This is a genomic window from Portibacter marinus (assembly GCF_021533195.1).
Lineage (GTDB): Bacteria > Bacteroidota > Bacteroidia > Chitinophagales > Saprospiraceae > Portibacter > Portibacter marinus.
In genome coordinates this window covers 811,003-824,402 of sequence record NZ_JAJNKB010000002.1, presented here as the reverse complement: position 1 = coordinate 824,402, position 13,400 = coordinate 811,003, and the positions used below count along the sequence as shown (strand labels likewise).

Here is a 13,400-nt window from a genome sequence, read left to right as displayed (position 1 = left end):
ATACCTTTGCGGGCGAAAGAAAAGAGAAACTTATGACCAGGATTAAGAATAACTTATTCCCTGCTGCGCTCGTGGAAGAAACCATCAAAAGAGACCAGGGAAAACTCAGCTCATCAGGAGCTTTGGTAGTGAATACAGGGAAATTTACAGGCCGCTCCCCTAAGGACAGATTTATCGTTAAAGATCAAATGACCAGGGATATGGTTGATTGGGGAAACATTAATATTCCCATAGATCCAGAGCATTTTGAAGAGCTTTTTGCGAAAACCGTAAAATATATGGATGGGTTAGACGCCATCTATACGAGAGACGCTTTGGCTTGTGCCAATCCAAACTATAAATTGAAAGTGAGGGTACATGCGGAATATCCATGGCAAAGCATTTTTGCGTACAACATGTTCCTGAGGCCCAGTGCTAAAGATCTTCAGGGATTTACGGCAGATTGGAATGTCTATGCATTTCCAGGAGTGACCGCTGATCCGGAAAAGAATGGAACCAGACAGGAGAATTATTCCATCATCAATTTTTCGAAAAAGGTCATCATAATTGGCGGCACGGCCTATACTGGTGAGATTAAAAAAGGGATATTCTCTGCGCTTAATTTCATCCTTCCCGTAGAACATAATGTTTTGCCCATGCATTGCTCAGCTAATGTGGGCACTACAGGAGACACAGCATTGTTTTTTGGTTTATCTGGGACGGGGAAAACCACCCTTTCTAATGATCCTGACCGTAGGCTAATCGGAGATGACGAGCACGGTTGGTCTAATTCCTCAGTCTTCAATTTCGAAGGGGGATGTTATGCGAAAACCATTGATCTATCCGCTACCAAGGAGCCTCAGATTTGGAATGCCATTAAGTTTGGAGCTTTACTTGAAAATGTGGGCTTCAAAGAAGACGGTCGAACGGTCGACTATGAAGATGTATCAATCACTCAAAACACGAGAGTTTCCTATCCGATTTATCATATTGATAACATCATGTATAATTCTCGGGGGGATTTGCCGGAAAACATCTTTTTCCTGACTTGCGATGCATTCGGCGTATTACCTCCCATATCAAAGCTAACAAAAGATCAAGCCATGTATCACTTCATCAGTGGGTACACTGCTAAGATAGCTGGAACGGAAGAGGGCATTGTAGAACCGCAAGCAACCTTTTCAGCTTGCTTCGGAGCACCTTTTCTACCTTTGCATCCCACCAAATATGCAGACTTGCTTGGATCCAAAATCGACAAGGGTACAGATTCCGGAGATGGCAAAATAGACGTTTGGCTTGTCAATACCGGATGGACTGGTGGACCTTATGGAGAAGGCTCAAGAATAGAGCTGTCCTATACCAGAGCTATGATCAAAGCCGCTTTGACAGGCAGATTGAATCAAGTGGAATATCGAGACATGCCTATTTTCAATCTGGCCGTTCCTAAATCTTGCCCTGATGTTCCCAATGCCATTTTGAATCCAAGGGATACCTGGCGGAATGAAGAAGATTTTGATCGGCAGGCTAAAAATTTGGCAGAACGATTTCAAAAGAATTTTGAAAAATATAAAGATCAAGCCTCGAAAAAGATACATTCAGCAGGACCAAGCTGATAAAGTTTTTTTTCGAACAAAGAAATAGCTAAAGGAGTAATGTTTACAAAACTAAATATTATGAAAAAGTTATTAGTTATTGTGTTTTTTCTTGCATTTGCTTTAGGAATGAATGCACAGAGAGCTAATGGTGATGTTGGTATAGGTATACAGGCTGGTTCACCGTCCGGTTTGTCATTGCAATTTTACAAAGCAGCGGGTCCATCGTACGATTTCATTGCAGCTTGGGACCTGGACGATTTTTTCTATGTGAACGGCCATGCTTTATTCCAACCTCATATAGGAAATTCTGAAAGATTACATTTTATCTACGGACCCGGAGTTTTTGTCGGTCTGCGAGACAGAGGGAACGATCTAGATGATGAAGTTGACATAGGAATAAGTGGTACAGCTGGTTTGAGCTTGATCATTGAGAAGTTTGAGGTGTATGGAAGGATTACACCAAGACTAAATTTACTGCAAAGTACCTCCGTTGATATTGGAGGCGGAGTAGGAATAAGATATTATTTCTGATATTTAAGAATATTGAATAGTAAAGCCAGTGAACTGTAAAGATCACTGGCTTTTTCTTTAATGTCAATGGCACCTCAGCAACCTTGAATGCCAAAAAACAGAATTAGTTTTTGTTCCACAGGTAGACCCTTTTCGTTTTTCGCAGGATTCCAGCCATCGGGCAGTTCCTCTATTAATTCCTGCATTCTTTTATCAAACGGTCCATGTCCTGAAGAAGATTGCAATTTAACTCCACTTACATTCCCTTCTACATCAATTGTAAATGCAATCTGCCCCGGCTTAAGTTGGCCTTCATGTATGCCAATGGTGGCTTGAGTGCTTTCCGTTCTCAAATATTTCAGCAATTCATCAGAACCTGCTTGATATTCTGCTTTCTTTTCGGGAATCACAGTGGTATAATAAACAATTCTATCGGTGTAACCACTAGAATTCATGGCGTTAACCTCTAAATAGAAATCTGTAGAATAATCAAATGTTCTCATCAGGTCAATTTGCTGTTTGGTAAGTTTGGCTCCGCTACCCTTAATTTCCTGATTTTCTTCTTGATCCAAAAGCACCAATTTGGTGTCTTTAATTTCCACAATATGATCCAATACTTTTTCCGGAAAAATCTCTTTGACTTCTCTGGCTTCTCGTAGATCTGATTTGGTTATTTTATGAATGTACCTGGTGTCTACATTATAGATAATAGGCGGAATGGCTTTAGAGTTAACGACCCTTAAAAACTGATCATCAAATAACCGGGTTCCTGAAATGAGGTTACCTGCTTCAACATTGCTTTCAATAGAAGCTTCCGATTTAGATTTACATTTTACTTGAGTATTACTTTGATTATTAAAGCCAATGGCGATTAAGGATGCAGCCGACATTACAATGATCGACATGAGTATTAATTTCTTCATTTTTTTCTTTAAAGATAGTCTCGATTGCTATCAGTTTCCAAAAGAAAAATGTAAATCAATGTAAACATTGATTAAAAAGTTGTCATGTTAGTACTTGAACCCCTACCCTTAGGGTAATTTTCAGAAATTCTATATGCTATAAGTTTGCTCATAAATTGAGAGTAAGAACGACTTTTCATTTTGGAAGGAAGAAAATTATTTGCTATTGTTGCTTATATTTTTGATTCATAGACCATGAGGCTCGAACAATGTGATGTGTGAGTTTGTCCTTAATTTGGTAAATCAAAACAAATCAAAAACGAATTATGGCGACAAAGTTTTACGACTTCAAAAATTTCAAAGGTGATTTTACTGGTGGATTGGTAGCCGGAGTAGTGGCATTACCTTTGGCACTTGCATTTGGTGTTCAATCCGGAATGGGAGCGACAGCTGGGTTGTATGGCGCCATTGCCATCGGTATATTCGCTGCATTGTTAGGTGGTACTGCTACTCAAGCCAGTGGCCCTACTGGACCGATGACCGTGGTATCTGCAGCACTGATAGCTGCTGCCATTCAGCTCAATGGAAGCCTTGAGGATTCTATGAGTATTATCTTAGCTACCTTCTTTTTAGGAGGATTACTGCAGGTAGTTTTTGGATTTTTGAACATCGCTAACTATGTCAAGTATTTCCCATATCCCGTGATATCAGGTTTTATGAGTGGCGTGGGATTGATCATCATCATCTTGCAAATATTTCCTTTTGTAGGACTCAGTTCTGCCAAATCGACTGTAGCTGTCATTCAGGACCTACCTCGATTATTTGCTGAGGCAAATCCCATGGCTTTACTACTGGGAGGAATTACGGTAGCCATCTATTATCTGTTTCCATATATTACGAAAGCAGTTCCGAGCGCTCTGGTCGCATTAATAGGAGCTACCCTTATTGCTTATTTTGCTAAAATGGACGTCCCTCTAATTGGGGAGATTCCTTCTGGTCTGCCATCATTTCAGTTGGGCGGTATCTTGCAAATTGATTCCAGCGCTTACAGTTTGATCCTGGAATATGCAGTGGTTCTAGCTGTCTTAGGCAGCATAGATTCCTTATTAACGGCTGTTATTGCTGACAACATGACGAAAACGCGTCATAATAGTAATCGGGAATTAATCGGTCAGGGAATCGGAAACATGATTGCGGCATCAATAGGTGGGATTCCGGGTGCTGGAGCAACAAAAGGTACTGTGGTTAATATCAATGCAGGAGGTAGAACCAGATTATCCGGAACAATTCACGGTTTATTTCTTTTGGCCGTTCTTTTAGGACTCGGACAGCTGGCTTCTCACATTCCATTATGTGTCCTGGCAGGACTACTGATACCGATTGGCTTTAAAATTATCGATTTTAAAGGTTTAAAACACATCGGTAAAGTTCCAAAGTCAGATTCTGCTGTTCTGATTGTTGTACTTTTAATTACAACCTTCGGTAGTTTGATTCAGGCAGTTGGAATAGGTGTCGCCCTTGCATGCTTATTGTTTATGAAGCGAGCAGGTGACATTAGTCAACGTGGTATGGAAGTGGGTGCGGTTGCAGATTTCGATGGATCGATTCCTTGGGAAGATGAGACTGAGTTCTTTAATAACTATAAGGACAAAGTCATTATAAAGCATTTATATGGTCCATTATTCTTTGGTTTTACCTCTTATTTTAAAGACCAGGTCAAAGCTTTACCAAATGAAGTCAAAGCAGTCATTTTCAGGATGGATCGGGTTCCTCATATAGATCAGTCCGGTCTTTACACGCTTGAAGAAATCATTTTTGATCTGACAGCGCAAGGTGTGAAAGTGATTATCGTAGGATTGGATGAACAACCCAGAGACATGTTGGAGGCTGTAGATATTATTCCAGACATGGTCACCCATGAAGCCATATTTGAGGATATAGCTGAGAGTTTGGTTTATGTAAGAAGAAAACTTGGGGAAAACTCATCAAATCATAAAGTATAAGCGCGACTTATACTATTTTAGTGATTATGGCGCATAATCAGATAAAAAAGCTTTGGTTTTCTTGCTTCGTTATAAGTATGGTATGGCTAACCTCTTCACAAGCCAAGGGTCAATCTAATACGCAACTGCTACTGACTAACAATTTACCTGTTCTTCCCGACTACGATACTGAAAAGGATTGGATCCTTGACGGTAGTCGCTATGTAGCTGGTGTTTATAAGGATCAAAAGGAAAATGAGATTATTCTGTCCAATGGATTGATACAGCGCGTGTTCACGACCAAACCCAATGGCGCTACAGTGGCATTCGATAATTTGATCACTGGTGAATCCTTGATCAGAGGAGTAAAACCAGAAGCTATCGTCAAAATCAATAATATAGAATACACGGTAGGAGGGTTGATTGGTCAACCTAATTTTGCTTTTCTTAAACCTGAATGGCTGGCTGAAATGTCAAAAGATTCGACCAGCATGACATTGACTCAATTCAGAATTGAAGAGCCAAAAGCATCCATGAAATGGAAAAGAGTCAGGCATCATCAATCTGATCTTGCCTGGCCACCTAAAGGTGTACATCTCCAGATGCTATATAACTTGCCGGAATCCCATAGTTCTGAAGATAAATTTTCTGTAACTGTACATTATGAAATGTATGACGAAATTCCTGTTATATCTAAGTGGATCACTGTAGAAAATGTAGGCGATCGAGCAATGATCATTGATCATTTTACAAGTGAGATACTGGCTGCAGTAGAATATGGTTCTTCAGTAGAATCCCGAAATTACAATGTCCCAAAGCCCAATATTCATGTAGAAACAGACTATGCCTTCAGCAGCTTTGATGTCAATGATGCAAATCACCATGCTGTACACTGGTTACCTGACCCTGAATATGCCACTCAGGTCAATTATCTGAGACAGACCCCTTGTTTGCTCAGAGTGGAACCTGAATTAGGTCCGGCCAGGTCGCTTGATCCCGGAAAGACCTTTACCTCTTTTCGAACCTATCTCCTACCCTACGACAGTTACGACAGAGAAAGACAAGGTCTATCCATTAAGAAAATGTATCGACACATAGCGCCATGGATCACTGAAAATCCCTTAATGATGCATGCTCGATTTGCTGACTGGGAGAGTGTAAAGAAAGCCATAGATCAGGCGTCAGAGGTGGGTTTTGAAATGGTCATCTTAACATTTGGTAGTGGCTTCAACATAGAGGATAACAGTGAGGAGTACGTATCCAAAATGAAAGCATATGCTGAATATGCCAGGAGCAAAAACGTTGAAATCGGTGGTTATTCTTTATTGGCTTCCAGATCCATCAATGCTGAAAACGATGTGGTCATGCCTGATGACGAGCTCCCTACTTTTGGTAATTCGCCTTGTTTAGAAAGTGAGTGGGGGGAGGAATACTTTTCAAAATTGTATCATTTCTATGAAAAATCAGGCTTCACATTACTAGAACATGATGGCTCTTATCCCGGAGATGTATGTGCCGCTAACCACCATCCCGGACATAGCGGATTACAGGATTCGAGATGGAATCAATACGAAAAAATCGCTACTTTCTACCATTGGTGTAGGGCTCAGGGCATCTATCTCAATATTCCGGATTACTACTACCTCAGTGGAGGAAGCAAATGTGGGATGGGTTACCGGGAGGTTAACTGGAGCTTACCCAGAGAACAACAATTGATTCATACCCGACAGAATATCTACGATGGCTCATGGCAAAAGACTCCTTCGATGGGATGGATGTTTGTTCCACTGACTGAATATCATGGCGGCGGAGAAGCTGCAACTATTGAGCCACTACAAAACCATCTTACTCACTATAATAATATCATGATGAGCAATCTTGGTGCCGGTGTTCAAGCCTGCTACAGGGGACCACGATTATATGATAGCGAAGAAACGAAGCAGATGGTTAAAGAAAATATAGATTGGTTTAAGAAACATAGAGAAGTACTTGAAGGAGACATCATCCATCTCAAAAGAGCTGATGGAAAGAGTTTGGATTACTGGCTGAATGTAAATCCAGGTGGTGATGAAAAGGGATTGTTAATGATATATAATCCTCTTGACCATCCAATTCAACAAAAGATTAAAGTACCCTTGTACTACACAGGACTGGATCACACCGCGGAAGTGACAGATGCCGAATCAAATACCATGAAAAAACAATTGAAAAGAGACTACTCCATTGATCTCAAGGTGGAAGTAAAAGCGAATGATTATACGTGGTATATTTTCAAATAAATACAATTTCAGATAACTATGCAAAGTACCAGAATCAGGAACGATAATGCAAATATTCCCGATGATGAAAGTTCTCTTGGTTAAATGAAAATCTATGCCCTAATCACCTTCATTCTAATGGTAATTCTCTCTTTTTCTCCCGACTCGCTGCCATAAAAAGTTACAAACTGTTCTGGAATACCTCTTTTGATAAAGTAATTGCGTATCCACTCTACATTTTTTTGACTCTTTTCTCCATTATTATCGGCTTCCGAAAATCCATCGATAATGATGGTTTGCTCAGGATTAGACTTTTGTAACAAAACTACCTTCTCGAGCTCAGGCCTGATCGCCCCCATAAAAGACATAGAATCCAATGCAAACTCCGTTTTCTTCAACTCATAGGATTCCCCCGCCAACAAAAGCTCTGCATCCTTTTTTACAAAAGTTTCTTCCGCCTCGAATCGCATAAAATTGACGAATACATGATGAGGGTTTCGGTGCATTCCTGTTGCAGAAGTAAAACCCCAGAAAACGTTTGAAGAACCTTCGAAAATCAAGTTGACCAAATCAATTTCCCGACTCAAACGATGTTCGAAATCGACATAAAATGAGAACACTTTTGTCTTAGGCTCCCACTTAAAAGTGACATAGTGCCATTGACAATTCTCCACGCTTTTTCTATAGGAATAAAGCGGTACAGCTTCAGTCAATGCAAGGTGATGTGATGTGTTTCCATTAGCTATAAATGCAGCATGGTCAAAATGTGGATCTCCTCTATAATAATCCTGATAGGTGTCCATTTCTACACCAAAAGAGGGAGACAAACCCTTAAATCCTATTCCAAAGTCATGGGTACCCAAAGCTATTTCAGGATGTAGTGCAAAAACAAGACCATCTGCTCCCCCATCTGAGCATCCAAAAAACACTTTAAATTCTAAAAGAAAGGGTTTATTTAGGTCAATGGCATCTTTATACCACATCGCACCTTTCTGATTATGAAGATTATCTGTCAAACGAATACTGCTTTGCTCGTGAGCAACAGCATCACCTAATAAATAAAAGTCCTCAAAGTCAAACGTCTTTGTTTGTGAGAAAACAGAGCAAGTAAAACCAATAAGGAAAGTTAGAAATACGAATTTCATGTACAGCGAAGATAAAATTAATCTTGATTCTCAACAGTAAATAGGATGCATCTTTAACCTCAATTGGTGCAATTACTTCTATTCCGATGTTTGCTCAATAAAGGCGTCAATGTCCTCTTTCCACTTTCTCATCGAAGGCTCATGGGTATACATCATGTGTCCTGCTTTATAATACTTCATAATGATATTTTCCTTTAATTCAGGTTCAAGGCCCATATGATTTATGGAATGTTCAACACCATAGAATACAGTTGCTAAGTCATAATAGCCGTTCAGAATCAAGATTTTCAGGTTGGGGTTTTGCTTCATGGCTGAAGTCATGTCCGGTAGTGTACTGGTTGCTGTTTGCATATTCCACGAAATATTACCAGCATGCTTCCAGTCCCATTTGAAATTATCTCTTGATCCGGCAGTGGTGGTATAAGTCAAGTCCTTTCGTGCATTCAGGTCATTGTACAGGTAATCTTTGAACGCTGCAATATAAGGTGGTGAAATGGCATCGCTTTGAGGATCTGTGAATGCGGTCTGTGCCAATAAATCTTCATTGATTCCAATGAATCTGGAATCAAGACGACCTACTGTCATACCTTCTTCTCGCAATAATTCCTGAAAAAATTCACTATTGGTCACTCTTAGATCAGCTTTAAGCCAGAAATCCTGATTCAGACCTGAATAGTCAGCCAATTTTTGAGCGATATGTAATTTTGCATCTGAACCGAGTTGATCACCTTTTAGAAGTGCAGGAGCATATTCATCCTCTGTAAAATTTCTTACCTCTTCCAAAAACATTTCCAGGTCTTCATTCTTATTATTTATCTTATCATGGTACCAAGCTGTTGCTGCATAGGTCGGAAAATGAATGACATAAGCAACATCATCGCCAGGACCGAATAGTAAATGCTGAATCTCGAATACGGCCGAGACCATGATAACACCGTTCATGGCAATTCCCTTGTCTTGAAGATGTTTGACCAATCCCGCATTTCTAAAAGTGCCGTAACTCTCTCCCAATAAATACTTAGCAGAATTCATCCTGCCTTCGCGAATTAAAAATTGCTCAATAAACAATCCAATGCTTCTCATATCTTGATCTACTCCCCAGAAATCCTCCCATTTGGCCTCTCCAATTGGCCTGCTAAATCCTACTCCGACCGGATCTATCATGACCAGATCAGCTTTGTCCAATATAGAGATTTCATTATTAACCAGGTCATAAGGTGCTGGTTTAGTGTAAGTAGGATCATTTATGGCAATTCGTTTCGGACCCAGTGCCCCCAGATGTAACCAGAAGGAGGCTGAAAGTGGCCCTCCATTAAATGCGAATACGATAGGCCTGTTTCCTTGAGTATTAGATCTTTTGTAGTAAGTAAATCCAAAAAGTGCGATGGGTTGATCATTCTCATCTCTTAGTTGGACTGTACCAGTCTCCGTATCCAGGGTAATGGTCTGCCCCTCTATGGTAACTGTTTGCGTGGACTCAAATATTTCCCCTTCAGGAAGTTTCTCTTTCTTGGTTTGATCCTGGCAAAATGCAAAAGCTGTAAATAGCAAAATAACAATAGTGAGTACGTTTCTTTTCATCTTAATTTTTTCTGAGATTATGAGTTATAAAAGGTTAGGACATTCTGAATTACATTATATTCAGTGCCTCAAGTTAAAATTTATCCATTGATCCACAAAATCAATTCAAATGCTTAAGCGAAGTTTCAACATTGAATTAGGAATTCTATTTTTTGTCATGTTTTGGTGTATTCATACTAAAGCACAGGAAGATTTAAATACCCAAATGAAAGAGGCTGTACAAAGTCTAAATTGGAGAGAAGTCGGACCTGCGGTAATGGGAGGAAGAATTTCCGACATAGCGATCAGTCCATCTCATTCTTCTACCTGGTATGTATCAGCAGGGTCTGGTAATCTTTGGAAAACAACAAACAGTGGCATTACATGGACTCCGGTTTTTGATCACGAAAAGTCTTACTCCATAGGTGATATAGCCATAGACCCCCATCATCCGGATGTTGTTTGGGTGGGAACTGGAGAAAATGTTAGTGGTCGACATGTAGGATGGGGAAATGGCGTATATAAAACAATGAATGGTGGAAAGTCCTGGAAAAATATGGGTCTTGAATCTTCAGAACACATCGGAAAAATATTAATAGATCCAAGAAACAGCGAAGTGGTCTATGTCGCAGCAGAAGGACCATTGTGGTCGGCTGGTGGTCAAAGAGGTGTTTTCAAAAGTACGAATGGGGGTGAAAACTGGGAATTGGTGCTTGAAATAGACGAAAATACGGGGGTGACCGATATCGAATTCGCACCGGGCAATCCTGATGTGATATATGCTGCAGCCTATCAGAGAAGAAGACATACCTGGTCACTGCTGGCAGGAGGCCCTGAGTCAGGAATCTATAAAACCACAAATGGCGGTGCTACCTGGTCACTTATGACAAAAGGACTACCTCAGGGAAATATGGGAAAGATAGGACTGGGTGTGACGCCAGCAAACCCCAATCTGGTTTATGCTACCATTGAAGCTAATGACAAGGAAAAGGGTTTATACCGCTCTGATGATCAGGGGGCAAGCTGGCAAAAAGGCAGCAGTTATATTTCTGGAGGGACCGGACCTCATTACTATCAGGAAATAGAAATTTCCCCGACTGATCCAGATTTGATCTACCAAATGGATGTGTTTCTGCATGTTTCCAGAGACGGTGGAAAATCTTTTGATTATTTGGGTACAGGCAGGGAAAAACATAGCGATAACCATGCACTTTGGATAGATCCAAAAAATGATCAGCACCTTCTAGCCGGAACTGATGCGGGTTTATATGAAAGCTTCGACGAGGGACTCACCTGGCGCCACTTTCCAAATATGCCCATTTCCCAGTTTTACAAATTGGACATAGATAACGACCTCCCATTTTATAATATACTGGGTGGTGCTCAGGACTTGGGTACGTTAATCGGTCCATCTCGTACACTCAATGCAGAAGGTGTTCGCAATCAGGACTGGTATGTCCCGCTGGGAGCAGATGGATATGATTCACAGTTTGATCCTACAGATCCCAATATCGCCTACATGGAAATTCAAGGAGGTCTATTGCACCGCTATGATAAAAAAACTCATGAGGTGCTGAACATTCAGCCACAACCTGGTCCCAATGATCCGCCAGAAAGGTGGAATTGGGATAGTCCCAATTTAGTGAGTCCCCATAATAGTGACAGACTTTATTTTGGCTCGCAAAGATTGTGGAAGAGTGAAGATCAAGGAAATTCATGGGAAGTGATCAGTGAAGATTTGACTACGAATACCAATAGATATACCCTTGAATTAATGGATCGGGTATGGAGTGTTGACGATCTATATGATAATGGAGCCATGTCTCTGTATGCAACGCTGACTTCGATAGATGAATCACCTGTCGTAGAGGGCTTAATTTATACCGGATCTGATGATGGGTTGGTTCATGTGACCGAAGATGGGGGTCAGAACTGGCGGCAAAGCAAGCTCCCTCAAGGTATCCCGGAGCGATCATTTATAAATGATATTGAGGCTTCAAGGCACGATGCGTCTGTGGTTTTTGCTGCAATAGACGCACATAAATTAGGTGACTATCAGCCTTATCTTTTGATGAGTTCCGACAAAGGATATAGCTGGAAGTCCATTACGGGAGATCTACCAAAAGAAACCATTGTATGGGTCATCAAACAAGATTATGAAGACCCTGATCTGCTTTTCATAGGAACTGAATACGGGGTGTACTTCTCCTATAATCAAGGAGTGAACTGGATTGAATTGGGAGGTGGAGTGCCGACCATACCATTTCGAGATTTGGAAATTCACGAAAGAGACCATGATATTGTGGGAGCAACTTTTGGACGAGGCTTTTACATTTTAGATGATTACACCCCTCTTCGATCAATGCAGGAAGTGGTTTCTGAGCAGTCAAATCATTTATTTCCTATTCGCGACGCATGGTGGTATATTCCCTCTGTTCCAATGCAAGCCAAAGGAATGCCAACATTAGGTTCCACAAGTTTTGTCGCTGAAAATCCCTCTTTTGGAGCTACGCTGACCTACTTCTTAAGCGAGATTCCTCAGACTAAATCTGATATGAGAAAAGAACGTGAGGAAGAGATGACAAAAAACAAGGCCAGCATACCTTTTCCGGGCTGGGAAGAATTAAATGAAGAAAAGCTGGAAAGCTCACCCCAAGTTCTTTTGCTGATCAGCAATGAAAATGATCAACCTGTCAGATGGATTGAGGGGACTATCTCTAAAGGATTAAACAGGGTAAATTGGGATCTGCGGCTTCCAGCTCCCAATGCCATTGACCTTTCAAAGCCCGGCTTTACGCCACCCTGGGCCGGAACTCCACAAGGTCCACTAGCTGCACCCGGTTCATATACTGCACAGCTGTATATTCTAAACAATGGTACATTGACTGCTCAAGGAGAGCCGCAGGAATTCAATGTAAAACCCATACCGGCGCTAGAAGAAAAAAGCGATTTTAAGAAAGTGTCTGAATTTCAAAAGATGACCAGTGAATTCAGTGCATCCATCACTGATGCTGGTGGAATGATGTCGGATGCTGGTGAGCGTCTTCGATATTTAGGAGAAGCCATCAAAAAAACGCCTGCAGCAAAAGAAGAGCATTTTAAAGCTTTGAAGTTCCTCAGTGACCAACTTGCTGAACTCAGGATAAAATTGTATGGAGATCCGGTGAAAAGAGGGCTTAACGAATCAACTTCCCCCACCTTAAGCAGCAGAGTAGGACAAGTAGCATATGGGCATTGGGATACCACCCATGAGCCAACGCAGGTGTTTATTCAAAATATAGAGATGGCGAAGCAGGAATTTAATAGTTTTTTAACCGAACTCATGAACTATCTAAAGGATTTATCTGAATTTGAGGACCAATTAGATAAAGCTGGTGCTCCATTTACCAAAGGCAGAAGATATTGAAACAACTACTGTTTTATACGTATCTTAGGGTAGTTTTTTGGCTCAAAGCCCACATCGTCATTT

The 13,400-nt window shown here is 40.9% G+C and carries 8 protein-coding genes; 5 read left to right on the top strand and 3 right to left on the bottom strand.

Annotated elements, in window-relative coordinates; all coding sequences use genetic code 11:
* Positions 1-32: 32 nt before the first annotated feature.
* Complete coding sequence (pckA, locus tag L2567_RS07555) at positions 33-1,592, top strand: phosphoenolpyruvate carboxykinase (ATP) (RefSeq protein ID WP_235297142.1); 1,560 nt, start codon at positions 33-35, stop codon at positions 1,590-1,592.
* A 60-nt stretch (positions 1,593-1,652) separates the two neighbouring features.
* Positions 1,653-2,105, top strand: a complete 453-nt coding sequence (locus tag L2567_RS07550; protein WP_235297141.1) for a hypothetical protein — start codon at positions 1,653-1,655, stop codon at positions 2,103-2,105.
* 74 nt (positions 2,106-2,179) lie between these two features.
* Here L2567_RS07550 and L2567_RS07545 read toward each other — a convergent pair whose 3' ends face one another.
* Positions 2,180-3,007, bottom strand: coding sequence for an energy transducer TonB (locus L2567_RS07545; protein ID WP_235297140.1), 828 nt, complete (start codon positions 3,005-3,007; stop codon positions 2,180-2,182).
* Positions 3,008-3,312: 305 nt separating this feature from the next.
* Here L2567_RS07545 and L2567_RS07540 point away from each other — a divergent pair, with 305 nt between their 5' ends.
* Together L2567_RS07540 and L2567_RS07535 are read left to right on the top strand one after the other, a co-directional pair.
* Positions 3,313-4,989 carry a SulP family inorganic anion transporter gene (locus L2567_RS07540; RefSeq protein WP_235297139.1) on the top strand — a complete coding sequence of 559 codons (1,677 nt, stop codon included), beginning with the start codon at positions 3,313-3,315 and terminating at the stop codon, positions 4,987-4,989.
* A gap of 77 nt (positions 4,990-5,066) precedes the next feature.
* Positions 5,067-7,247, top strand: a complete 2,181-nt coding sequence (locus tag L2567_RS07535; protein WP_235297138.1) for an alpha-galactosidase — start codon at positions 5,067-5,069, stop codon at positions 7,245-7,247.
* Between the two features lie 92 nt (positions 7,248-7,339).
* On the opposite strand, the gene L2567_RS07530 is transcribed toward L2567_RS07535, so the two are convergent.
* Complete coding sequence (locus L2567_RS07530) at positions 7,340-8,371, bottom strand: L-type lectin-domain containing protein (protein WP_235297137.1); 1,032 nt, start codon at positions 8,369-8,371, stop codon at positions 7,340-7,342.
* 78 nt (positions 8,372-8,449) lie between these two features.
* Complete coding sequence (locus L2567_RS07525; RefSeq protein WP_235297136.1) at positions 8,450-9,952, bottom strand: S10 family peptidase; 1,503 nt, start codon at positions 9,950-9,952, stop codon at positions 8,450-8,452.
* Positions 9,953-10,061: 109 nt separating this feature from the next.
* On the opposite strand from L2567_RS07525, the gene L2567_RS07520 reads away from it, so the two are divergent.
* Positions 10,062-13,337 (top strand): WD40/YVTN/BNR-like repeat-containing protein, encoded by a 3,276-nt coding sequence (locus tag L2567_RS07520; protein ID WP_235297135.1) that lies wholly within the window; start codon positions 10,062-10,064, stop codon positions 13,335-13,337.
* Positions 13,338-13,400 lie beyond the last annotated feature (63 nt).